Here is a 23,857-nt window from a genome sequence, read left to right on the forward strand (position 1 = left end):
CTTCGGGGGTAGGCTCGGCTGCGGCCGGCCGATGTTTTGGCAATGCGCCGGCAGCCGGTGGGCTCATGCGCACCGGCATCCGACATGTGGAGAGGAGCCCTGACTCAGGGTGAGCACCAAGCCGACCACCACAGACCTCGACTGGACCGAGCTGGACCAGCGGGCCGTCGACACCGCGCGCGTCCTGGCCGCCGATGCCGTACAGAAGGTCGGCAACGGCCATCCCGGTACGGCGATGAGCCTGGCGCCCGCCGCCTACACCCTCTTCCAGAAGGTGATGCGGCACGACCCGGCGGACGCCGACTGGGTCGGACGCGACCGCTTCGTGCTGTCCGCCGGCCACTCGTCCCTGACCCTCTACACCCAGCTGTACCTGGCCGGTTTCGGCCTCGAACTGGACGACCTGAAGGCCTTCAGGACCTGGGGCTCGAAGACCCCGGGCCACCCGGAGTACGGCCACACCACGGGCGTGGAGACCACCACCGGCCCGCTGGGCCAGGGTGTCGCCAACGCGGTGGGCATGGCGATGGCCGCCCGCTACGAGCGCGGCCTGTTCGACCCGGAGGCGGCCGAGGGCACCTCCCCCTTCGACCACTTCGTCTACTGCATCGCCGGTGACGGCTGCCTCCAGGAGGGCATCTCCGCCGAGGCGTCCTCGCTGGCCGGGCACCAGAAGCTCGGCAACCTGATCCTGCTGTGGGACGACAACCACATCTCGATCGAGGGCGACACCGAGACGGCCGTCTCCGAGGACACCGTCAAGCGCTACGAGGCCTACGGCTGGCACGTGCAGCGCGTCGAGCCGCAGGAGAACGGCGACCTGGACCCGGCGGCGATCTACGCGGCGATCCAGGAGGCCAAGGCGGTCACCGACCGGCCGTCGTTCATCGCGATGCGCTCGATCATCGCCTGGCCCGCCCCGAACGCGCAGAACACCGAGGCCGCGCACGGCTCGGCGCTCGGCGCCGACGAGGTCGCCGCCACCAAGCGCGTCCTGGGCTTCGACCCGGAGCGGACCTTCGAGGTGTCCGACGAGGTCATCGCCCACACCCGCAAGGCACTGGAGCGCGGCCAGGCCGCGCGTGCCGTGTGGGAGAAGGCCTTCCAGCAGTGGCGGGACAACAACCCGCAGCGCGCCGCGGAGTACGACCGCATCGCCGCCGGTGAGCTGCCCGAGGGCTGGGAGGACAAACTCCCGGTGTTCGAGGCGGGCAAGGCGGTCGCCACGCGCGCCGCGTCCGGCAAGGTCCTCCAGGCGCTCGGCGCGGTGATCCCGGAGCTGTGGGGCGGCTCGGCCGACCTGGCCGGCTCCAACAACACCACCATCGACAAGACCAGCTCCTTCCTGCCGGCGGACAACCCGCTGCCGGAGGCGAACCCGTACGGCCGCACGATCCACTTCGGCATCCGCGAGCACGCCATGGCCGCGGAGATGAACGGCATCGCGCTGCACGGCAACACCCGCGTCTACGGCGGCACCTTCCTGGTGTTCTCCGACTACATGCGCAACGCCGTGCGCCTGTCCGCGCTGATGCACCTGCCGGTGACCTACGTGTGGACGCACGACTCCATCGGCCTCGGCGAGGACGGCCCGACCCACCAGCCGGTCGAGCACCTGGCCTCGCTGCGCGCCATCCCGGGCCTGAACGTCGTGCGCCCGGCCGACGCGAACGAGACGGCCATCGCCTGGCGGGAGATCCTGCGCCGCTGGACGAAGGAGTTCGGCAAGGGCGCCCCGCACGGCCTGGCGCTGACCCGGCAGGGCGTGCCGACGTACCAGTCGAACGAGGACGCGGCCAGGGGCGGCTACGTGCTGTTCGACGCCGACGGAGGCGAGCCCGAGGTCGTCCTGATCGCCACCGGCTCCGAGGTGCACGTGGCGGTGGAGGCGCGTGAGCAGCTCCAGGCGGCGGGCGTGCCGACGCGCGTGGTGTCGATGCCGTCCGTGGAATGGTTCGAGGAGCAGGACCAGGGGTACCGGGACAGCGTCCTGCCGCCGTCCGTGAAGGCACGTGTCGCGGTGGAGGCCGGTATCGGTCTCACCTGGCACAAGTACGTGGGAGACGCCGGCCGCATCGTCTCCCTGGAGCACTTCGGTGCGTCCGCCGACGGCAAGGTGCTTTTCCGCGAGTTCGGTTTCACTGCCGAGAACGTGGCCGCCGCCGCCCGGGAATCCCTCGCCGCGGCCCGGCGCTGACGCTCACATACGACACGTAGGAGAAGGAATTCCCATGACAGACGCACTGAAGCGCCTTTCCGAGGAGGGCGTGGCGATCTGGCTGGACGACCTGTCGCGCAAGCGGATCACGTCCGGCAACCTCGCCGAGCTGATCGACCAGCAGCACGTCGTGGGCGTCACCACCAACCCGTCGATCTTCCAGAAGGCGATCTCGGAGGGCCACGGCTACGACCAGCAGCTCGCCGACCTCGCCGCGCGCAAGGTCACGGTCGAAGAGGCCATCCGCATGATCACGACGGCGGACGTCCGTGACGCCGCCGACATCCTGCGCCCGGTGTTCGACGCCACCGGCGGCCAGGACGGCCGGGTCTCCATCGAGGTCGACCCGCGCCTGGCGCACGACACGCGGGCGACGGTCGCCGAGGCCAAGCAGCTGGCGTGGCTGGTGGACCGGCCGAACACGCTCATCAAGATCCCGGCCACCAAGGCGGGCCTCCCGGCGATCACCGAGGTGATCGGCGCGGGCATCAGCGTCAACGTCACGCTGATCTTCTCGCTGGAGCGCTACCGCGAGGTCATGGAGGCCTACCTCGCCGGCCTGGAGCAGGCCAAGGAGCGCGGCCTGGACCTGTCGGAGATCCACTCCGTGGCGTCGTTCTTCGTGTCGCGGGTGGACACCGAGATCGACAAGCGGATCGACGCGCTCGGCACCGACGCCGCCAAGGCGCTGCGCGGCAAGGCCGCCCTGGCCAACGCGCGGCTGGCCTACCAGGCGTACGAGGAGGTCTTCTCCTCCGACCGCTGGTCCGCGCTGGAGAACGCGGGCGCCAACCGGCAGCGTCCGCTGTGGGCGTCCACGGGCGTGAAGGACCCGGCGTACAAGGACACCATGTACGTCACCGAGCTGGTGGCGCCGAACACGGTGAACACCATGCCGGAGGCCACCCTGGAGGCCACCGAGGACCACGGCGAGATCACCGGCAACACCATCGTCGGCACCTACGAGCAGGCGCGTGCCGACCTCGACGCGGTGGAGGAGCTCGGCATCGCGTACGACGACGTGGTGCGGCTCCTCGAGGAGGAGGGCGTCGAGAAGTTCGAGGCGTCCTGGAACGACCTGCTGAAGTCGACCGAGGCCGAACTCGAGCGCCTCGCGCCTTCGGAGGGCTGACGCCTTGTCGAGCAGCAACCCGCTGCGTGACCCCGCAGACCGACGGCTCCCGCGTATCGCGGGGCCGTCGGGCCTGGTCATTTTCGGCGTCACGGGCGATTTGTCCCGCAAGAAGCTCATGCCCGCGGTGTACGACCTCGCCAACCGGGGTCTGCTGCCACCGGGCTTCTCGCTGGTCGGGTTCGCGCGCCGCGAGTGGCAGAACGAGGACTTCGCGCAGGAGGTCCACGACGCCGTCAAGGAGCACGCCCGCACGCCCTTCCGTGAGGAGGTCTGGCAGCAGCTCATCCAGGGCATGCGCTTCGTGCAGGGCACGTTCGACGACGACGAGGCCTTCGAGCGGCTGCGGGCCACGATCGACGAGCTGGACAAGGCGCAGGGCACGGGCGGCAACTTCGCCTTCTACCTGTCGGTGCCGCCGCGGTCCTTCCCGGTGGTCATCCAGCAGCTGAAGAAGCACGGCCTCGCCGACCAGACGGGCGGCTCCTGGCGGCGCGCGGTCATCGAGAAGCCGTTCGGGCACGACCTGAAGTCGGCCGAGGAGCTGAACAAGGTCGTCCACGAGGTCTTCGCCCCGGACCAGGTCTTCCGCATCGACCACTACCTCGGCAAGGAGACCGTCCAGAACATCCTGGCGCTGCGGTTCGCCAACACCATGTTCGAGCCGATCTGGAACCGGTCCTTCGTGGACCACGTGCAGATCACCATGGCCGAGGACATCGGCATCGGCGGCCGGGCCGGCTACTACGACGGCATCGGCGCCGCCCGTGACGTCATCCAGAACCACCTGCTCCAGCTGCTCGCGCTGACCGCGATGGAGGAGCCCGCCTCCTTCGACGCGGACGCGCTGGCCGCGGAGAAGACCAAGGTGCTGGGCGCCGTGCGGCTGCCGAAGGACCTGGGGCGCGACACCGTGCGCGGCCAGTACTCGGCGGGCTGGCAGGGCGGCGCGAAGGTGATCGGCTATCTCGACGAGGAGGGCATCGACCCGTCGTCGAAGACCGACACGTACGCGGCGATCAAGCTGGGCATCGACAACCGGCGCTGGGCGGGCGTCCCGTTCTACCTGCGCACCGGCAAGCGGCTCGGCCGCCGCGTCACGGAGATCGCGGTCGTCTTCCAGCGCGCCCCGCACTCCCCCTTCGACTCGACGGCCACCGAGGAGCTGGGCTCCAACGCGATCGTGATCCGCGTCCAGCCCGACGAGGGCGTCACCGTCCGCTTCGGCTCCAAGGTGCCGGGCACCTCGATGGAGATCCGGGACGTGTCCATGGACTTCGCCTACGGCGAGTCGTTCACGGAGTCCAGCCCGGAGGCGTACGAGCGGCTCATCCTGGACGTCCTGCTCGGCGACGCGAACCTCTTCCCGCGCACCGAGGAGGTCGAGCTGTCCTGGAAGATCCTCGACCCGATCGAGGAGTACTGGGACACCAACGGCAAGCCCGCCCAGTATCCGGCCGGCACGTGGGGACCCGTCGAGGCGGACGACATGCTCGAGCGAGACGGACGGAGCTGGCGCCGGCCATGAAGATGGACCTCACGGACACCACGTCAAGCAAGATCAACAAGGCGCTGGTGCAGGGCCGCCGCGCGATCGGTACACCGGCCGTCGGCATGGTGCTCACGCTGGTCATCGTGACGGACGAGGAGAACGCGTACGACGCCCTGAAGGCCGCGAACGAGGCGTCCCGCGAGCACCCCTCGCGCACCCTCGTGGTCGTCAAGCGCGTCTCCCGCACCCCGCGCGACCGCACGCAGTCCCGGCTGGACGCCGAGGTGCGGGTCGGCGCGGACGCGGGCACCGGCGAGACGGTCGTGCTGCGGCTGTACGGCGACGTGGTCGGCCACGCGCAGTCGGTGGTGCTGCCGCTGCTGCTGCCGGACGCCCCGGTGGTGGTCTGGTGGCCGGTGAACGCCCCGCTGGACCCGGCCAGCGATCCGCTGGGCGCCCTGGCGCAGCGCCGGGTCACCGACAGCTATGCCGCGGAGCATCCGGTGCGCGAGCTGGCGGCGCGCGCGCAGTCGTACACGCCGGGCGACACCGACCTGTCGTGGACCCGCATCACGCCGTGGCGCTCGATGCTGGCGGCGGCCCTCGACCAGGTCGAGTGCGAGGTGCGGGGCGTCGAGGTGGAGGGCGAGGAGTTCAACCCGAGCTGCGAGCTGCTGGCGATGTGGCTCGCGGACCGGCTGGACGTGCCCGTGAAGCGCTCGTCGTCGGACGGGCCGGGGCTGACGGCGGTCCGGATGGACACCGACTGCGGCCCGATCGTGCTGGACCGGGCGGACGGCTCCCTGGCGACGCTGTCCATCGAGGGCCAGCCGGCCCGCGCGGTGGCGCTGAAGCGGCGCGAGACGGCCGAGCTGATCGCGGAGGAGCTGCGGCGGCTGGACCCGGACGACACGTATGCGTCGGCGTTGCGGTACGGGGTGGACCGGCTCAAGGCGGCCGACGGGGCCGAGGCGGCGGACGAAGCTGAGGCGGCCGACGGAGCTGAGGCGACCAGTGGGACCGACGCGGCCGGTGGGACCGCCGGGACCGCCGGGACCGGTGGGGCCGATGGGCCTGGTGGGACCGGTCGGGCCGCAGCCGCCGACCGGTCCCAGCCGGCCGGCAACCCCGAGGTGACCGACGACGCCCCCGTGGCCGTCGAGGCCCCCGTGGAGACCGCGGCCAAGGCGCCCGCCAAGCGCGCGGCGGCGCAGAAGGCGCCCGTGAAGAAGGCGGCGGCGAAATGAGTACGGCACCGCAGCTGGTCGTGCACCGCGACAAGGAGCTGATGGCGCAGGCCGCGGCGGCCCGGCTGATCACGAGGATCGTGGACGCGCAGGCCTCGCGGGGTGCGGCGTCCGTGGTGCTGACGGGCGGCCGCAACGGCAACGGCCTGCTGGCGGCGCTGTCCGCGGCGCCCGCCCGGGACGCGGTCGACTGGAGCCGGCTGGACCTGTGGTGGGGCGACGAGCGGTTCCTGCCGGAGGGCGACCCGGAGCGCAATGTCACGCAGGCCCGCGAGGCCCTGCTGGACTCGGTGCCGCTGGACCCGAAGCGGGTGCACGCGATGCCGGCGTCGGACGGCCCGCACGGCTCGGACGTGGACGCGGCGGCGGCGGCCTACGCGGAGGAGCTGGCCCGCGCGGCCGGACCCGAGAACCACGGGGCGGTGCCGGCGTTCGACGTGCTGATGCTGGGCGTCGGCCCGGACACGCACGTGGCGTCGCTGTTCCCGGAACTGCCGGCGGTCCGGGAGACGGAGCGGACGGTGGTCGGGGTGCACGGCGCGCCGAAGCCGCCGCCGACCCGGGTGACGCTCACGCTCCCGGCGATCCGCGCGGCCCGCGAGGTCTGGCTGCTGGCGGCCGGGGAGGACAAGGCGGAGGCCGCGGCCATCGCCCTGTCGGGCGCCGGTGAGATCCAGGCCCCGGCGGCGGGCGCGTACGGCCGGGCCCGCACCCTGTGGCTGCTGGACGCGGCGGCTGCCTCGCTGCTGCCGAGGGCGCTGTACCCGTCGGCGACAGCCTGACGGAAGCCGGAAGAGCCGGCCCTCCGCTTCCCGCCGGAAGCGGAGGGCCGGCGCACAGGGGCCGGGCGTTACTTGACCGATCCGGCCATGACGCCCTGCACGAAGTGCCGCTGGAAGGCGAAGAACACCACCAGGGGCACGATCAGGGAGACGAACGCGCCCGGTGCCAGCACGTCCACGTTGCTGCCGAACTGGCGGATCTGCGACTGCAGTTCCACGGTCAGCGGCTGCGAGGAGCTGTCCGCGAACAGCAGCGCGACCAGCATGTCGTTCCACACCCACAGGAACTGGAAGATGGCCAGCGAGGCGATGGCCGGGCGGCCCACCGGCAGCACGAGCTGGATGAAGATCCGCCACTCGCTGCCGCCGTCCATGCGGGCGGCCTCCAGCATCTCCTTGGGCATCTCGGCGAAGTAGTTCCGCAGCAGGAACACCGCGAACGGCAGTCCGTAGGCGACGTGGAACAGCACCACGCCCGGGATCGTGCCGAACAGGCCGAGCTGGCCGAAGAGTTTGGCGACCGGCAGCAGGCCGATCTGCACCGGGACCACCAGCAGGGCGACCACCAGCAGGAACACCGCGTCGCGGCCGGGGAAGTCCAGCCAGGCGAAGGCGTATCCGGCGAGCGCCGCGAGGACGACGACCAGGACGGTCGTCGGCACCGAGATCAGCACGGTGTTCCAGAAGGCCTGCGTGATGCCCGAGTTCTCCAGCAGCGCCGAGTAGTTGTCGAAGGACAGCTGCCCGGGGCTGGTGAACACCGTCCACCAGCCGCCCTGCGCGGTCTCCTCGGCGGAGCGCAGTGAGGACAGGAACAGTCCGGCCAGCGGCGTCAGCCACACGAAGCCGATCAGCACGAGGACGGCCTGGACGACGGCGCTGCTCAGCCCGCGGCGGATGGCGTTCATCGCCGAGTTCATCGCTGACTCCTTCGGAAGCGCCGGACGTTGAACACCATCGCGGGGATCACGAGCACCAGAAGCAGCACACCCAGCGCACTGCCGAGGCCCTGGTTGTTGCCCCCGCCGAACGACACGAGCCACATCTGTGTCGCGAGGACGGTGGCGTCCTCCTGCACCGGGCCGGGCGCGATGATGTACACCAGGTCGAAGACCTTCATGACGTTGATCACGAGCGTCACAAAGACGACCGTAAGCACGGGGGCGAGCAGCGGTACGGTGATGCGCCGGAAGATCTGCCACTCGTTGGCTCCGTCCATACGTGCCGCCTCGAGAGCGTCCCGGGGCAGCGTGGCGAGACCCGCACCGATCAGCACCATCGCGAAGCCGGTCCAGATCCACAGGTACGCCCCGATGATCGCCGGGGTGACGAGTGTCGGCCCGAGCCAGGAGATGCCGTCGTACGGGGGCGCGAAGTTCGTCGCGGGCAGCTTCACCTCGTAGGAGCCGTCCGCCAGGCCCGTGAAGCGGAAGGAGCCGTCGGATCCGGTCGTGGTGCTCGCCACGGTCTTCCCGTCGCGCACCGCCTCGACCTTCATCTCGGGCAGGCCGCTCTCGCGCCGGTCGACGCGGCCCTGCTCCCCTCCCCCTCCGGGCGTGAAGTCCAGGTAGACCACGCCGCTCAGCTCGTCCGCGCCGGCCTTGCGGGCGGCGGCGCCGTACGCCGGCTCGGCGCCGCCGGGCAGGTCGTCCGGCAGGACGCCGACCAGGCCCAGGTGGACCGTGTCGCCGGGCGAGACGGCGGTGCCGGTGCGGTACGAGCCGTCGGCGGCCTTGACGATGCCCTGACCGTCCCGGGCGCGGGCGGTCGGGTAGGACGCGGTGTCCTTGAAGCTGTCGTGGACGGTGACCAGGGCGGCGTTGAGGACGCCCTTGTCCGGGTCCTCGTCGTAGGCGAGCCGGAAGATGATGCCGGCGGCGAGGAAGGACACCGCCATCGGCATGAACAGCAGCAGCTTGAAGGCGGTCGCCCAGCGGACCTTCTCCACCAGCACGGCCAGGATCAGGCCGAGGCCGGTCAGCAGGGCCGGCGCCACCACCACCCAGATCGTGGTGTTCCGGATGGCCTTGAGCGTGGCCGGGTCCCGGAACATCTCGGCGTAGTTCTCGCCGCCGACGAAGGTGTCCCCCGAGGCGTCGAAGAAGCTCCGGCCGATGGAGAACAGCACCGGGTAGACGACCAGGGCGCCCAGCAGGAGCAGTGCGGGGAACACGAACAGCACGGCGATGACCCGGCCGCGGCGCCGGAGGCGGCGGGGCCCCGGCGCGGGGCCGGCCGCGGTGGGCGGCCCCGCTTCTTTCACCAAGGTGGCGGTCATGGCAGGTCAGCTCCCGTACGCCTTGGCCGCCGCCTTCTCCAGCTCGGCCGCGGTGGCCTCCGGGTTCGACGGGTTGCGCAGGAAGTCCTGGAGGATCTTCCACTCGCCGGCGCCCTTGGTGCCGCCGAAGGCCGCCGGGGCCTGGTCGGACATGTCGAAGCGCACGGAGTCACCGGCGTCGACGAGGGACTTGGCGGTCGCCCGCGTCACGTCGTCGCCGTAGGCGGCGAGGTCGAGCTTCTTGTTCGGGGAGAGGTAGCCGCCGATCTCGGCCCACACGGCGGAGGCCTCGGGGGTGGCCAGGTACTCCAGGAGCGCCATGCCGGCCTCGCTGTTCTTGCCGTCCTTCAGGACGACGGCCGCGTCGCCGCCGCTGACCACGGGGGCGTCACCGGAGCCGACCGGCGGGAAGGGGAAGAAGTTGGCGTCCTCGCCGATCTTCTTGCCGAACTGGTCCTTGGCGACACCGGCGACGAAGTCGCCCTCGTAGACCATGCCGGCCTGGGGCTTGGGGCCGAAGACCTTCTCCACCGAGCCGGGGAAGTCGGTGTTGAGGGCGCCCTTCTGGCCGCCGGCGATGAGCTGCTTGTCCTTGAACAGCTTGCCGAGCGTGGTGAGCGCGTCGACGACGCTCTGGTCGGTCCACTTCAGCTTGTGGGCGGCGAGCGCGTCGTACTTCTCCGGTCCGGCCTGGGAGAGGTAGATGTTCTCGAACCAGTCGGTGAGCGTCCAGCCGTCCTGGCCGGCGACCGAGAAGGCGGCGAGCCCGGAGTCGGAGATCGTCTTGCCGGCCTTGAGCATCTCGTCGTAGGTCTTCGGCGTCTCGACGCCGGCCTGGGCGAGGGCGTCGGGGCTGTACCAGACCGTCGACTTGTGGGCGGCCTTGAAGTAGAGGCCGTACAGGGTGCCGTCGACGCTGCCGTAGTCCTTCCAGACGGGCGCGAAGTTGGCGTCCACGGCCGTCTGCGTCTTCTTGGACAGCGGCTTGAGCCACTTGTTCTTGGCGAACTGCTGGAGCACGCCGACCTGCGGGACCATCACGACGTCGGGCGCGTTGCCACCCTCGATCTTGCTGCCGACGACGGTGGAGACGTTGTCGCCGGTGGACACGAACTGCGTCTTGGCGCCGGTCTTCTCGGTGAAGGCGTCCAGCACCTTCTGGAAGTTCTTCTGCTCGGTGCCGGACCAGACGCCGGCCACGGTGACGGTCTGGCCGCTGAGGGCCTTGTCGCCGCCGCCGGCGGAGACGTCGTCGCCGCCGCAGGCGGTCGCGCCGAACGCCATGGCTATGGCGGTGCAGCTCGCGAGGAGGGTGGTGCGTCGTCGCATCATCGTTGATGTCCCTTCGTGGATGGGGGGGTCGGGAAGAACCGGAGGGCTCAGTCGGTGAGCCACCAGGCGGCCGTGGAACCGGGGAGCACCCCGGCCGGGCAGGGGCCGCTGGACAGCAGGGGGGTGCCCGGGACCGGCGCCGGTGTGGGCGCGGTCCCGAAGTTCACGGCGCAGACCAGGCCGTCGCCGCGGTCGAAGGCCAGCACGCCGGGCGGGGAGTCCATCCAGTGCAGCGTGCCCTCGCCCAGCTGGGGCAGGGCGGCGCGCAGTTGGAGGCCGTCGCGGTACAGGTGCCAGAAGGAGCGGGTGTCGGCGAGCGCCCGGTCGGTGGCGTACTCGGCGAAGTACTCCGGCTGCGGCAGCCACGGCTTGGCGCTCTCCGCGCCGGAGGTGAAGCCGAACGGGGAGGCCTGGCCGGACCAGGGCAGCGGCACCCGGCAGCCGTCGCGTATCCGGGCGCGGCTGCCGGTGCGGCGGAAGATCGGGTCGGTGAGCACGTCGTCGGGCAGGTCGACGACCTCGGGCAGGCCCAGTTCCTCGCCCTGGTAGATGTACGCGGCACCGGGCAGCGCCAGCATGAGCAGCGCGGCGGCGCGGGCGCGGGCGGCGCCGAGGCCGCTGCCGTGCGGGGTGGGTTCGCCGTAGCGGGTGACGGTGCGGACCTGGTCGTGGTTGTTGAGCACCCAGGTGACCGTGGAGCCGGTGCCGGCGATGTCCTGCATGGCCTCGGAGATGACCTTGCGGAAGGCGTCGGCGTCCCAGGGCGCGCTGAGCAGGTCGAAGAAGAACGCCTGGTGGAGTTCGTCGGGGCGGACGTACTTGGCGTGTTCGCGGGCGCTGGGGACGGACACCTCGCCGACGAGCAGGCGGTCGTTGCCGTCGCGGGCGGTGTACTCCTCGCAGATGGCCCGCCAGCGGCGCCACACGTCGTGCACCTCGGGCTGGTTCCAGGCGAGCGGGTTGACCGAGTCGCGGGTGCGGGCGTCGGCCTCGGGGTCCGGGGAGTCGGGCAGGTCGGGGTGCTTGTAGAGGCCGGCGGCGACGTCGATGCGGAAGCCGTCGACGCCCCGGTCGAGCCAGAAGCGCAGGATGCGTTCGAACTCGGCGGGGATCTCGGGGTTGCGCCAGCTCCAGTCGGGCTGTTCCGGCGTGAACATGTGCAGGTACCACTGGCCGGGGCGGCCGTCCGGCTCGGTGACGCGGGTCCAGGCCGGGCCGCCGAACATGGCGTGCCAGTTGTTGGGCGGCTCGCTGCCGTCCGGGCCGCGGCCGTCGGCGAAGTGGAAGCGGGCGCGGGCCGGGCTGCCGGGCGGGGAGGCGAGGGCCTCGCGGAACCAGGGGTGCTCGCTGGAGCAGTGGTTCGGCACGATGTCGAGCAGTACGCGGATGCCGAGGCGGTGGGCCGCCGCCATCAGCCGGTCGAACTCGTCGAGGTCCCCGAAGACCGGGTCGACTCCGCAGTAGTCGGCGACGTCGTAGCCGTGGTCGTGCTGCGGGGAGGGGTAGAACGGGCTCAGCCAGATCCCGTCCACGCCGAGCTTCTTGAGGTACGGCAGTCCTGCCCGGACGCCGGCGAGGTCACCGATGCCGTCACCGGTGCTGTCCAGGAAGCTGCGGACGTACACCTGGTAGATCACTGCGTCGCGCCACCAGCGGTGGGTGTCGATGCGCTTGAGACTCACCCCGTCGACCTGTCTGTGCGTGCTTGTTCGTGCCTGACGTTATGCATGCATGTTAAGTAGCAGTGACGAGAGGGTGTCAATGAACTCGCGGATGCTACTGGTGAGTTGACCTGCCCATGTGGGGTCATATTCGGGCAAAATGAGCGCAGTTGAGATGTGCGCGTTACCTAACAGATAAGTACCGGGAGATTACCGAGAGACAGCGGACAGCTCGCGCGCCAGCCGCCGCACCGCGGCCTCGGGCGTGCCGCGTCCGGTCAGCGCGTCGTGCACGACCGCCTGCACCACCAGGGAGACCTGGTCGTAGCGCGGGCTCTTGGGGCGCGGCGCCGCCGCGAGCACGCTCTCGCGCAGCGTCGGCAGATACGGGAATGCGGCGATCAGCCCGGGGTCCTCGTAGAGGTCCGCCCGCACGGGCGGCAGCGCGCCGCGGATCAGCACCTGGCGCTGGACGCGTTCGCTGGTGAGGTACGCGATGAGCCGCGCCGCCGAGTCGGGGTGGCGCGCGTGGGAGCTGACGGCGAGGTTGGAGCCGCCGAGCACACTGGTGCCCGGCCCGTCGGGCCCCGGCAGCGGTACGGCGCCGACCTTGCCCGCCACCCGGGAGCCCGGGGCGGAGGCGCCGACGTACGCGTAGGGCCAGTTGCGCAGGAAGAGCAGCCGGCCGTCCTGGAAGGCCTGCTTGGACTCCTCCTCCTTGTACGTCAGGGCCCGCCGCGGTATCCAGCCCTCCCGGACGCCGCGCGCGAGGAAGCCGATGCCCTCGCGCGCGGCCTGCGAGTCGACGGTGACGCGCTCGCCCTCGTCGCCGAGGATCGTGCCGCCCGCCGAGTAGACGACCTCGGCCGCGTTGACGGTCAGGCCCTCGTACGGCAGCAACTGGCCCGCGTAGCCGTCGAGTCCGTGCTTCGGCGCGATCGTCTTCGCGGCGCGCTCCAGCTCCGCCCAGGTGCGCGGCGGCGGCACACCCTCCTCGGCGAGGACGTCCTTGCGGTACAGCAGCAGCCCGGCGTTGGTCACGTACGGCACGGCGTACAGCTTGCCGTCATAGGTGGCCGTGTCGACCACCGGTGGCAGGAAGGTGCCGAGCGGGAAACGCTCGCGCGGCAGCGGGCGGATCCAGCCGGCCGCCGCGAACTCCGGGGTCCAGTTGACGTCGATGTTGAGGACGTCGAACCGGCTGCGCTCACCGCCGCCCCGCAGATCGGTGGCCATCTGCGCGCGCGTCTCGTCGGCGGAGTCCGGCAGCTCGACGAGGGTGACCTTTTCGCCGGGGTGCGTACGGTTCCAGCCCTCCAGCAGCGGCCCCAGATAGCCGGTGAGGTCTCCGGCGGTGGCCAGCGTGAGCGGTCCGCGCCCGTCGCCGGACGCGGTTTCGGCCCGCGCCCCGGAGGCCACGTACCCGGTCAGGACCACTGCGAGGACCAGGAGGCACCTACCGGCGGCGTGCGTCCACCGCATAGGTTCCTCCCCGAGCACCGGCACCGGGCGTCTTCGCCCGCGGTCGAAGGCCATGTATACCTGTTAGGTAATGGGCGATACTAGGGCCTGGAGCACATTACGAGGACTGGAGGACAGCACGAGTGCGTCTGCCCCTCCTGGCACTCCTGGCACGCGGTCCGGCTCACGGCTACGAGCTCAAACAGGACCTTGAGCTCCTGCTGGGCTCCGCGTACCCTCAGCCGAACGTCGGCCAGATCTACGTGACCCTCGGCCGCCTCGAGAAGTCCGGACTGATCGAGGGCGAGGACGTCCACCAGTCCAGCCGGCCCAACAAGAAGGTCTACCACCTCACCGACGCCGGGCGCGAGGCGCTGCGCGCCTGGTTCGAGGAGCCCGAGGACGAGCCGCGGGTGCGGGACGAGTTCTTCATGAAGCTCGCGCTCGCCCCGCAGACCGGCCTCGCCGACCAGATCGCCCTCATCAACAAGCAGCGGCGCCAGTACCTGAACACCATGCGCAGTCTGTCCAAGCTGGCCACCGCCGAAGACCGGGACAACCGCATCGCACACCTGCTCATCGAGGGTGCGATGCTGCACCTGCAGGCCGATCTCGACTGGCTGGAGCGGTGCCAGGAAGAGCTGGAGGAGCTGGAGTGAGCGACGGTTCCCCGCCCGTGCTGCGCGCCGAGGGCCTGGTCAAGACCCACCACGGCGAGGGCGCGCCCGCCCACGCCGTGCGCGGGGTCGACCTGAGCGTGCGGGCGGGCGAGTTCGTGGCGATCACCGGCCCGTCCGGCGCCGGCAAGTCGACGCTGCTGCATCTGCTCGGCGGTCTGCAGCGCCCCGACGCCGGCAGCATCTGGCTGGACGGCGAGTGCACGGACGGCTACAGCGAGGCGCGCTGGGCCGTGGAGCGCAGGAAGCGCATCGGGATCGTCTTCCAGTTCTTCAACCTCGTCTCCAACCTGTCGGTCGCCGACAACGTCGAACTGCCCGCGCTGCTCGCCGGGGTGCCGCCGAAGCAGGCCCGCGCCGAGCGGGAGCGGCTGCTGGCCGAGCTGGGCCTGGCCGGCAAGGAGCGCGGCATGCCCGGTGAGCTGTCCGGCGGTGAGCAGCAGCGGGTCGCGCTGGCCCGCGCACTGGTCAACCATCCGCCGCTGCTGCTCGCCGACGAGCCCGCGGGCAGCCTGGACAGCAGGGGCACGCGCGAGGTGATGCGGCTGCTGTCCCGCTTCCACCAGCGCGGCCAGACCATCCTGCTGGTCACCCACGACGCCCGGATGGCCAGCGCCGCCGACCGCGTCATCAGCTTCTTCGACGGCCGGATCGCCGACGACGCGGTACTGGACGGCACACCGTCGCGCGGCGCCGGCATATCTGGGGTGCTGGAGCTCAAGGACTGATGCGGGGGGCACGACTGATGGGGTACGCCTGCCGGGGTGGGGGCGAGGTGGGACGGGCCTGCGGCGGGGGGCGCGAGGGGTCCCGGATCTGCCGCGTCGCGGGCGGGGCGGGACGGGGCTGGGGCGGGTCCCGCACCTGCCGCGCCGCACGTGAGCCGGGGGTGACCCGGGACGGGGCCCCGGCCTGCCGTGCCGCGCGCGAGCCGGAACGAACCTGCGGTGGGTCCCGGGCCTGCCGCGCCACACGTGAACCGGGGGTGGCCCAGGATGAGGCCCCCGCCTGCCCCGCCGCGCGCGAGCAGGAGCAGACCCGCGCCCGGTCCCAGGACTGGCGCGCCGCGCGCGAGCCAGGAGGCTGAGCCCCGTGCGAGCCACCATGCGCTGGGCGCACTCCGATCTGCGCACGCACCGCGGCGAGGCGCTGTTCCTGGTGCTCGCCACCGCGGGCATCGTCGCCTCACTGCTGCTGGCCACGGCCCTGTTCGGGTACGCCACGAACCCGTGGCAGCGGGTCTTCACGCAGGCCCGTGGCGCGCACGTGTGGCTGCACACCGCCCTCTCCGCCGACCCGGCGGCACTGGCCGCGCTGGACGGCGTCGAGTCCGTCGCCGGCCCCTACCCCACCGAGTCCACCGCCGTCACCGCGCGTGGCACCCGCGCCTCCGTCGAGCTGCGCGGCACGCCCGAGCTGCCCGAGGTCGGCCGCCCGCTGCTCACCGCCGGGCGCTGGCTCGACCCGGCGGTCCCCGACGGGGTGGTCCTGGAGTCCCGGGTGGCCCGCGCGCTGCTGGCCGAACCCGGCGACACGGTCACCGTGCCCGGCTCGGCCCGCACCCTGACCGTGCTCGGCGTCGCCGACAGCGCGGAGCGGCGCTACCGGCCGGGTGAGCGGCCCGGCCTGGTGTGGACGCAGCCGTCCGCCGTGTCCGACCCGTCCGGCCAGGCGATCGGGCTGCGTCTGACCGACCCGGAGGACACCGACTACGCCGTCCAGCGCGCGGTGACCGTACTGGGCGCCGGAGCCATCGGCGAGGTCAGCACCTGGAAACAGGCGCGGGCCGAGGCCCAGGGCGAGAACCGGCTGCTCGGGCAGGTGCTCGGGCTGTTCGGGCTCGGCGCGCTGGTCGCCGCCGGGCTCGCGGTGCACGGGGCGATCGGCACCCGCATCCGGGGCCATCTGCGGGACATCTCGGTGCTGAAGGCGATCGGCTTCACGCCCGGCCAGGTGGTCCGCGTCTTCCTGCTCCAGCACATCGCCTACGCGCTGCTGGGCGCCGTGTCCGCCGCCGCCCTCGCCGAGGCGCTGGGCAGCCGCATCCCGGGGCGGCTCGGCGACGCGGTCGGCGTGTGGCAGGGGCTGCCCGGTCACACCCTGGCGCTGGGCGCGGTGCCGGTGGGCGCGGTGCTGTTCATCGGCGCGACGACCGGGCTCGCCGCCTGGCGGGCGGGCCGGGTGCCGCCGGTGCCGCTGCCGAGGCCCGCCGCCCCGTCGGGCGGGCGCCTGCCGGGGGCGGCACGCCGGGCGCTGGGCATGCGGGTGCCGCCCGCGCTGGTGCTGGGCTGGCACAAGGCGTCCTCGCACCGCCCGCGCTCGCTCGGCACGGTCGCACGACTCGCGCTGCCGCTGCTGCTGATCGTGGTGGCGATGAGCGCCTGGACCACCATCGAGCGGTTCCACGACAGCCCCGAGGACATCGGCCTGCCGGCCGCGCTCACCGTCCGCGCGGACGCCGGACTGGGCGACCGGGAGACCCGTGCCCTGCTGGAGCGCGACCCGCAGGTCGCCGCCGCCCACCCCGGCGTCGAGGTGGCCGCGCTGGTGCCCGGCCAGACCGCCACGATCGCGCTGCGCGGCCTCGGCACCCGCGAGGACCCCTACCCGTACCCGCTCGCCGAAGGGCGCGCCGCGCGCGGTTCCGACGAGGCCGTCGCCGGGCAGGGCCTGCTGGACCTGCTGGACGTGCGGGTCGGCGACTGGGTGCGGATGACGGTGGGCGACCAGCCGCAGATCCTGCACATCGTGGGCCGCAGCATCGAACCGGAGAACGCCGGCCGGGTCATCTCCACCTCGCTCGACACCCTCCGCGAGAACGACCCGCGGCTGCGCCCCACCCTGTACCAGCTCCGGCTCGAACCGGGCGCCGACCCGGACGAGGTGGCCGCCCGGCTCACCGCCGCGGGCGACGGGCGTCTGGACGTGCACGCCGTGCCGAACCCGGCCGACGGGCTGTCCCCGTTGCGGGGCGTCGTCGTCGGGGTGATCGGCGTGCTCGCCCTCATCGGGCTGATCGAGCTGTTGACCGCGATCGGCGGCACGGTCCGCGAGAGCGAGCGCGACCTGCTGGCGCTGAAGGCCATCGGCCTCTCCCCGCGTCAGATCACCGCGATCACCGTCACCGCGACCGGCTGCACCGCCTTCCTCGCCGTCCTCGTCGCCACGGCCCTCGGTCTGCCGCTCGCGCACTGGCTGATCGACTACCAGGGCAGTACGAGCGGCATCGGCGCCGGTATCGCGCAGTTCCCCTCTCCCGCGCTGCTGCTGCTGTTCGGCGCGGCGGCGGTGCTGGGCGCCGTGGCCCTCGCCGCCGTCCCGGCGGCCCGCGCGGCCCGCCGCCGCCTGGCGGACACCCTCAGCGCCGTGGCGTGAAGCCGTTGCGGCCGCGGCTGCCCGTGATCGCCGGGGAGTCCGCGGGAAGCGGCCGGCGCCGCGAGCCGCCCGCTTCCCGCGGCACCGGTCAGGCCCGGCCGCGCAGCTCCCGGTAGGTGGCGACGAGCGCCTTGGTGGAGGCGTCCAGGCCCTCGACGTCGGCGCCCCCGGTGAGGGCGGGCTCGACGCGCTTGGCGAGGACCTTGCCGAGTTCGACGCCCCACTGGTCGAAGGAGTCGATGTTCCAGATCGCGCCCTGCACGAACACCTTGTGCTCGTACAGCGCGACGAGCTGTCCCAGCACGGACGGCGTCAGCTGGCGCGCCAGGATCGTCGTCGTCGGATGGTTGCCCTTGAACGTCTTGTGCGCGACCAGGTCCTCCGGCACGCCCTCGGCCCGCACCTCGTCCGGTGTCTTGCCGAAGGCCAGCGCCTGCGTCTGGGCGAAGAAGTTCGCCATCAGCAGGTCGTGCTGCGCCTTGAGCGTGTCGCTCAGCTCGGCGACCGGCTCGGCGAAGCCGATGAAGTCGGCCGGGATCAGCTTCGTGCCCTGGTGGATCAACTGGTAGTAGGCGTGCTGCCCGTTGGTGCCCGGCGTGCCCCACACGACCGGGCCCGTCTCCCACTCGACCTCGCGCCCGTCCCGGCCGACGTACTTGCCGTTGGACTCCATGTCGAGCTGCTGGAGGTAGGCGGTGAACTTGGACAGGTAGTGGCTGTAGGGCAGCACCGCGTGCGACTGGGCGCCGAGGAAGTTGCCGTACCAGACGCCCAGCAGGCCCAGCAGCAGCGGCACGTTGGACTCGGCGGGCGCGGTCCGGAAGTGCTCGTCCACGAGGCGGAAGCCGTCGAGCATCTCCCGGAACCGGTCCGGGCCGATCGCGATCATCAGCGACAGGCCGATCGCCGAGTCGTACGAGTAGCGTCCGCCGACCCAGTCCCAGAACTCGAACATGTTCGCCGTGTCGATGCCGAACCCGGCGACCTTCTCCGCGTTGGTCGACAGGGCGACGAAGTGCTTCGCCACCGCCTCCGGACCGGCCCCCAGCCCGTCGAGCAGCCACTCGCGCGCGGAGGTGGCGTTGGTGACCGTCTCGATGGTGGTGAACGTCTTGGACGCCACGATGAACAGCGTCTCGGCCGGGTCCAGGTCCCGCAGGGCCTCGTGCAGGTCGGCCCCGTCCACGTTCGACACGAAGCGGAACGTCACGTCCCGTGCCGTGTACGCCCGCAGCGCCTCGTAGGCCATCGCCGGGCCGAGGTCGGAGCCGCCGATGCCGACGTTGACGACGTTCCTGATCCGCCTGCCGGTGTGCCCGGTCCACTCCCCGGAGCGGACCCGGTGGGCGAAGTCGGTCATCCTGTCGAGGACGGCGTGCACCTTCGGCACGACGTTCTCGCCGTCGACCTCGATCACGGCGTCCGCCGGGGCGCGCAGCGCGGTGTGCAGCACGGCGCGGTCCTCGGTGACGTTGATCCTCTCGCCGTCGAACATGGCGTCCCGCAGCCCGAACACGTCGGTCGCCGCGGCCAGTTCGCGTAGCAGCCGCAGCGTCTCGTCGGTGACGAGGTGCTTGGAGTAGTCGACGTGCAGGTCGCCCACCCGGAGCGTGTACCGGGAGCCGCGGCCGGGGTCGGCGGCGAACAGCTCACGCAGGTGCGTCTCGCCGAACTCCTCGCGGTGTGTGGCGAGAGCGGTCCACTCGGGGGTCTGATTGAGCCTGGCACGGCCGTCTGCGTTCATTTCTGACTTCACGCCTCTTTCCTACCTGTCCCTGCTGCGTACCTTGCCCCGCTGCCGGTCCCAACCTAATTGATCAGTGGGCAACGCGACCTGTCGTCGGGGCGTCGTCCGGTTCAACAGCGGGTACGTCCGGCTTGCGCGCCGGTATCAGGCAGCCGACGGCGAGCACCAGCAGGGCGGCGGCGAGCAGCGCGGGCCCGTTCAGCCCGAACAGCCCGGCGACGGCCCCGCCGAGCAGTGCCCCCAGCGGCGCCCCGGACGTCGAGGCGGTGCGGAACGCGGCGGCGATGCGGCCCAGCGCGGCCCGGGGGCTGCGCTCCTGCATGAGGGTGGCCTGGTTGACGTTCCACACCATGCCCATCGCGCCGAGCAGCAGCATGCCCGCGACGAGCGCCCCGAGGTGCCGCGCGGTCCCCATGAGCAGCAGCGCCCCCGTCTGGACGCTTCCGGCGAGCAGCAGCGCACGCACCCGCCCGAGCCGGTCGGCGACGCGCCGGGCCAGGAAGCCGCCTGCGATGCCGCCGGCCGCGTACGCCGTCGTCGCGGCCACGTACCCCGTGTCCCCGGCGTCGAGCCAGCGCGTCACGTGCAGCACCAGTGTGGCGATCAGGGCGCCCATGCCGATGTTGGACAGCAGCGTGGCCGCGCACACCGCCCGCAGCGGACGGTCGCCCCACAGCGCGCGCAACCCCGCACGTCTCTCCGCGCGCAGGGTGCTGCCCGCCGCACGCGGCTCCCGCTCGGGCGGTACCCCGCGCAGGGACGCGACGAGGGCGGCGGCCAGCAGATAGGTGGCCGCGTCGGCCGCGAACGGCACGGCGAGGCCGACGGCGAGCAGCAGCGGCACGAAGGGCCCGGCGAGCAGGCCGCCCGCGAACTGCTGCCCGGTCATCAGCCGGGCGTTGGCACCACCCAGGGCCGCGGGGCCGACCAGGGACGGCAGCAGGGCGGTGGCGGCGTTGTCGAAGAGGGTCTGGAGCGCCGTCAGCGAGAAGGCGAGCGCGAGCAGCAGCGGGACCGAGGCGTGCCCGAGGGCGACGGCGAGCGCGAAGCCCGCCACGAGCAGCCCGCGCGTGAGGTCCACCGCCCACATCGCGCGCCGCTGGTCCACCCGGTCCGCGACGGCGCCGCCGAGCAGCCCGAACAGCAGCCAGGGCAGATAGCCGCAGGCCGTCACGGAGGCGATGACGAGCGGCTCGTCCGTGAGCTGCACGGCGATCAGGGGCAGCGCGGCCGTGCGCAGCGCGTCCCCGAAGCGGGACAGCACGGCGGCGGTCCACAACCGCCCGAACCCGCCGCGCCACGCCGGAGCGCGCCCGTGCGCCACCCCGCTGTCCACCCCGACCGTCGCCACCGCTCCCCCTCACGATTCGCCGATGCACAAACCGTAGGGGGCACCACTGACAACGGGTCCGAAGCGCGGTGGACCACCGGCCCGGACGGCGGGCCGGAACGGCTCCGGCCAGGCACCGCTCGGTGCCCGGCCGGATCCAACTCCTAGATTTCGCCCCGCAGTTTGGCGAGGGCCTCGGCGAGGATGGCCTCGCCGTCCGCATCGCTGCGGCGCTCCCTCACGTACGCCAGGTGCGTCTTGTAGGGCTCGGTGCGCGGCGGGTCCGGCGGGTTGTCCCGGTCCTGTCCGGCCGGAAAGCCACAGCGCGGGCAGTCCCAGGTCTCGGGCACCTGCGCGTCGCTGGCGAAGCTCGGCTGCGTCTCGTGCCCGTTGGAGCACCAGAAGGAGATGCGCAGACGCGGGGCGGACTCGCCGCGCTCGGCCTCGCCCATCGGCCCCGCCCCGACCCGGCTACCTCGGATCGCGTTGCCACTTGCCACGGTCGTAACTCCCTGCGTGAAGGTGCCGCGAAGCGAGTCGGCGTCTCGCTTCGCTGCGAGCGCCTCAGTCTACGTAAGGCCCAACGCGCGTCCAGTGATGGGAGTTACAGCCCCCGCACCTAGACGCAAGCCCCATGATAGGCCGCGCCCAGCTGCGCGTACCCAACATGGGGCCATACGTACGGAATGCGCGTACCGCTCAGTTGTTCGCCTTCATGAGCAGGCCGAGCACGATGATGCAGGCCACCCACAGCAGACCGACCACGACGGTGATCCGGTCGAGGTTGCGCTCGGCGACGGAGGAGCCGCCGACGGACGACTGCATGCCGCCACCGAACATGTCGGAGAGGCCGCCGCCCTTGCCCTTGTGCATCAGCACCAGCAGCATCAGCAGCCCGCTGAAGACGATCAGGGCGATCGAGAACCCCATAACCACGGCTGGACCAACTTCCTCGGAATCGGATGGACGACGACGGGGGCACGGCGCTGTGGCCATGCCCCCGCAAGAGTACGACGGATCGTCGCTAGCGCATACTCACTGGTCGCGCTACTGGTCGCGGAACCGCACGATCTTGACGAACTCGTCCGCGTCCAGGGACGCGCCGCCGACCAGGGCGCCGTCGATGTCGGCCTGCGCCATGATCTCGGCGACGTTGCCCGACTTCACGGAGCCGCCGTACTGGATGCGGACCTTGTCGGCCAGCTCCGGCGAGTACAGCTCGGCGACCCTGGCGCGGATGGCGGCGCAGACCTCCTGGGCGTCCTCGGCGCCGCAGACCTTGCCGGTGCCGATGGCCCACACGGGCTCGTAGGCGATCACGACGGACTCGGCCTGCTCGGCCGGCACGTCCTTCAGGCCGCCCTCGACCTGGGCGAGGGTGTGGGACACGTGGTTGCCCGCCTCGCGGACCTCCAGCTCCTCGCCGACGCACAGGATGGGGGTGAGGCCGTGCTTGTAGGCGGCCTTGACCTTGGCGTTCACCAGCTCGTCGGTCTCGTTGTGGTACTGGCGGCGCTCGGAGTGGCCGACCGCCACGAACGTGCACTTCAGCTTGGCCAGCATCGCGCCGGAGATCTCACCGGTGTACGCGCCGGAGTCGTGCGCCGAGATGTCCTGGGCGCCGTACTTGATCTTCAGCTTGTCGCCGTCGACCAGGGTCTGCACGGAGCGCAGGTCGGTGAAGGGGGCCAGGACGGCGACCTCGACGGCCTCGTAGTCCTTGTCGGCCAGGGCGAAGGCGAGCTTCTGGACGTGGGCGATGGCCTCGAGGTGGTTGAGGTTCATCTTCCAGTTGCCCGCCATCAGCGGCGTGCGCGTGCTCATAAGGGGTCAGTCCTCCAGTGCGGCGAGGCCGGGGAGCGTCTTGCCCTCGAGGTATTCGAGGGAGGCGCCGCCACCGGTCGAGATGTGGCCGAATGCGTTCTCGTCGAAGCCCAGGGTGCGCACGGCCGCGGCGGAGTCGCCACCGCCGACCACGGTGAAGCCCGGGGAGTCGAGGAGGGCCTGGGCGACCGCCTTGGTGCCCTCGGCGTAGTCGGGGTGCTCGAAGACGCCCATGGGGCCGTTCCAGAAGACGGTGGCCGCGTCGGCGAGCTTCGAGGCGTACAGCTTGCGGGACTGCGGACCGATGTCCAGGCCCATCTGCCCGGCCGGGATGGCGTCCGCGGCGACGGTGGTGGCGTTGGCCGGGGCCTTGGTCTTCAGGTCCGGGAACTCGGGACCCACCACCGCGTCGACGGGCAGCACCAGCTCGACGCCGGTCTTCTCCGCGCGCTCGACGTACTCCAGGACGGCCGGGATCTGGTCCTCCTGAAGGAGCGAGCTGCCGATCTCGTAGCCCTTCGCCTTCAGGAAGGTGTACGCCATGCCACCGCCGATGAGGATGCGGTCGGCCTTGCCGAGCAGCTGGTCGATCACGGCGAGCTTGTCGGAGACCTTGGCGCCGCCGAGGGCGACGACGTAGGGCCGCCGGACGTCGTCGGTGAGCTTCTTCAGGACGCCGACCTCGGTGGCGATGAGGTGGCCGGCGTAGTGCGGCAGGCGGGCCGGCAGGTCGAAGACCGAGGCGTGCTTGCGGTGCACCGCGCCGAAGCCGTCGCCGACGTAGACGTCGGCGAGGGACGCGAGCCGGTCGGCGAAGGCGGCGCGCTCGGCGTCGTCCTTGCTGGTCTCACCCGCGTTGAAGCGGAGGTTCTCGATGACGGCGACCCGGCCGTCGGCGAGGCCGGCGACGGTGGACTCGGCCGACTCGCCGACCGTGTCGGTGGCGAAGGCGACGTCCGCGCCGAGGAGTTCACCGAGCCGCGCGGCGGCGGGCGCGAGGGAGAACGCCGGGTCCGGGGCGCCCTTGGGGCGGCCCAGGTGGGAGGCGACGACCACGCGGGCGCCCGCCCCGGCGAGCGCCTCGACGGTGGGCAGCACGGCCCGGATACGGCCGTCGTCGGTGATGGTGGTGCCGTCGAGCGGCACGTTCAGGTCGGCGCGGACGAAGACGCGCTTGCCCGCGACGCCTTCGGTGAGGAGTTCGTCGATCGTCTTCATGAGGGTCTCCTGCGGAGGGCTCGTGATCGAGTGGTGGGCCTGATCTGCACGCGAGTCAGGGCTCGGACAATGCATGGTGCACT

The 23,857-nt window shown here is 71.9% G+C and carries 19 protein-coding genes; 8 read left to right on the forward strand and 11 right to left on the reverse strand.

The window, feature by feature from the left end:
* Positions 1–109 precede the first annotated feature (109 nt).
* Genes tkt through pgl form a run of 5 tightly spaced genes read left to right on the forward strand, consistent with a single transcriptional unit; the run spans position 110 to position 6,871 of the window.
* Positions 110–2,197, forward strand: a complete 2,088-nt coding sequence (gene tkt / locus AB0M97_RS04260; RefSeq protein WP_365959182.1) for a transketolase — start codon at positions 110–112, stop codon at positions 2,195–2,197.
* A 34-nt stretch (positions 2,198–2,231) separates the two neighbouring features.
* Positions 2,232–3,350 (forward strand): transaldolase, encoded by a 1,119-nt coding sequence (gene tal / locus AB0M97_RS04265; RefSeq protein WP_365959183.1) that lies wholly within the window; start codon positions 2,232–2,234, stop codon positions 3,348–3,350.
* 4 nt (positions 3,351–3,354) lie between these two features.
* A complete protein-coding gene (gene zwf, locus AB0M97_RS04270; RefSeq protein ID WP_365959184.1) occupies positions 3,355–4,878 on the forward strand; it encodes a glucose-6-phosphate dehydrogenase in 1,524 nt (507 codons plus the stop codon).
* On the forward strand, positions 4,875–6,089 hold the full coding sequence (gene opcA, locus AB0M97_RS04275; RefSeq protein ID WP_365959185.1) for a glucose-6-phosphate dehydrogenase assembly protein OpcA: 1,215 nt from the start codon (positions 4,875–4,877) through the stop codon (positions 6,087–6,089). The genes zwf and opcA overlap by 4 nt, the downstream gene beginning before the upstream one ends.
* Positions 6,086–6,871 carry a 6-phosphogluconolactonase gene (pgl, locus tag AB0M97_RS04280; RefSeq protein ID WP_365959186.1) on the forward strand — a complete coding sequence of 262 codons (786 nt, stop codon included), beginning with the start codon at positions 6,086–6,088 and terminating at the stop codon, positions 6,869–6,871. The genes opcA and pgl overlap by 4 nt, the downstream gene beginning before the upstream one ends.
* A gap of 68 nt (positions 6,872–6,939) precedes the next feature.
* Here the strand turns inward: pgl and AB0M97_RS04285 are convergent, their stop codons facing one another.
* The 5 genes from AB0M97_RS04285 to AB0M97_RS04305 form a co-directional block, all read right to left on the reverse strand.
* Complete coding sequence (locus tag AB0M97_RS04285; protein ID WP_365959357.1) at positions 6,940–7,779, reverse strand: carbohydrate ABC transporter permease; 840 nt, start codon at positions 7,777–7,779, stop codon at positions 6,940–6,942.
* An 8-nt stretch (positions 7,780–7,787) separates the two neighbouring features.
* Positions 7,788–9,149: an ABC transporter permease subunit gene (locus AB0M97_RS04290; protein WP_365959187.1), complete on the reverse strand. Its 1,362-nt coding sequence runs from the start codon at positions 9,147–9,149 to the stop codon at positions 7,788–7,790.
* Positions 9,150–9,155: 6 nt separating this feature from the next.
* Positions 9,156–10,481 (reverse strand): ABC transporter substrate-binding protein, encoded by a 1,326-nt coding sequence (locus tag AB0M97_RS04295; RefSeq protein WP_365959188.1) that lies wholly within the window; start codon positions 10,479–10,481, stop codon positions 9,156–9,158.
* Positions 10,482–10,528: 47 nt separating this feature from the next.
* The gene (locus AB0M97_RS04300) at positions 10,529–12,148 is read right to left on the reverse strand and encodes a glycoside hydrolase family 13 protein (protein ID WP_365959358.1); all 1,620 of its coding nucleotides are present in this window, start codon (positions 12,146–12,148) and stop codon (positions 10,529–10,531) included.
* A gap of 204 nt (positions 12,149–12,352) precedes the next feature.
* Complete coding sequence (locus tag AB0M97_RS04305; protein ID WP_365959189.1) at positions 12,353–13,624, reverse strand: ABC transporter substrate-binding protein; 1,272 nt, start codon at positions 13,622–13,624, stop codon at positions 12,353–12,355.
* 122 nt (positions 13,625–13,746) lie between these two features.
* Between AB0M97_RS04305 and AB0M97_RS04310 the strand changes: the two genes are divergently transcribed.
* The 3 genes from AB0M97_RS04310 (at position 13,747) to AB0M97_RS04320 (ending at position 17,655) form a co-directional block, all read left to right on the forward strand.
* The gene (locus AB0M97_RS04310) at positions 13,747–14,262 is read left to right on the forward strand and encodes a PadR family transcriptional regulator (RefSeq protein WP_365959190.1); all 516 of its coding nucleotides are present in this window, start codon (positions 13,747–13,749) and stop codon (positions 14,260–14,262) included.
* The gene (locus AB0M97_RS04315) at positions 14,259–15,008 is read left to right on the forward strand and encodes an ABC transporter ATP-binding protein (protein ID WP_365959191.1); all 750 of its coding nucleotides are present in this window, start codon (positions 14,259–14,261) and stop codon (positions 15,006–15,008) included. Before AB0M97_RS04310 ends, AB0M97_RS04315 begins: the two co-directional genes overlap by 4 nt.
* Before the next feature lie 364 nt (positions 15,009–15,372).
* On the forward strand, positions 15,373–17,655 hold the full coding sequence (locus AB0M97_RS04320) for an FtsX-like permease family protein (protein ID WP_365959192.1): 2,283 nt from the start codon (positions 15,373–15,375) through the stop codon (positions 17,653–17,655).
* Positions 17,656–17,743: 88 nt separating this feature from the next.
* Here the strand turns inward: AB0M97_RS04320 and pgi are convergent, their stop codons facing one another.
* From pgi to AB0M97_RS04350, 6 genes are all read right to left on the reverse strand, one after another.
* Positions 17,744–19,399 carry a glucose-6-phosphate isomerase gene (pgi, locus tag AB0M97_RS04325; protein WP_365959193.1) on the reverse strand — a complete coding sequence of 552 codons (1,656 nt, stop codon included), beginning with the start codon at positions 19,397–19,399 and terminating at the stop codon, positions 17,744–17,746.
* 73 nt (positions 19,400–19,472) lie between these two features.
* The gene (locus tag AB0M97_RS04330) at positions 19,473–20,666 is read right to left on the reverse strand and encodes an MFS transporter (protein ID WP_365959359.1); all 1,194 of its coding nucleotides are present in this window, start codon (positions 20,664–20,666) and stop codon (positions 19,473–19,475) included.
* Positions 20,667–20,896: 230 nt separating this feature from the next.
* Positions 20,897–21,232 carry an RNA polymerase-binding protein RbpA gene (locus AB0M97_RS04335; RefSeq protein ID WP_003976875.1) on the reverse strand — a complete coding sequence of 112 codons (336 nt, stop codon included), beginning with the start codon at positions 21,230–21,232 and terminating at the stop codon, positions 20,897–20,899.
* 199 nt (positions 21,233–21,431) lie between these two features.
* Complete coding sequence (secG, locus tag AB0M97_RS04340; RefSeq protein WP_365959194.1) at positions 21,432–21,662, reverse strand: preprotein translocase subunit SecG; 231 nt, start codon at positions 21,660–21,662, stop codon at positions 21,432–21,434.
* A gap of 117 nt (positions 21,663–21,779) precedes the next feature.
* Positions 21,780–22,556, reverse strand: coding sequence for a triose-phosphate isomerase (gene tpiA / locus AB0M97_RS04345; protein ID WP_365959195.1), 777 nt, complete (start codon positions 22,554–22,556; stop codon positions 21,780–21,782).
* A 6-nt stretch (positions 22,557–22,562) separates the two neighbouring features.
* Positions 22,563–23,774, reverse strand: a complete 1,212-nt coding sequence (locus AB0M97_RS04350) for a phosphoglycerate kinase (RefSeq protein WP_365959196.1) — start codon at positions 23,772–23,774, stop codon at positions 22,563–22,565.
* Between the last annotated feature and the right edge of the window lie 83 nt (positions 23,775–23,857).

Origin of the sequence: Streptomyces sp. NPDC051207 (assembly GCF_040682395.1) — a bacterium.
Lineage (GTDB): Bacteria > Actinomycetota > Actinomycetes > Streptomycetales > Streptomycetaceae > Streptomyces.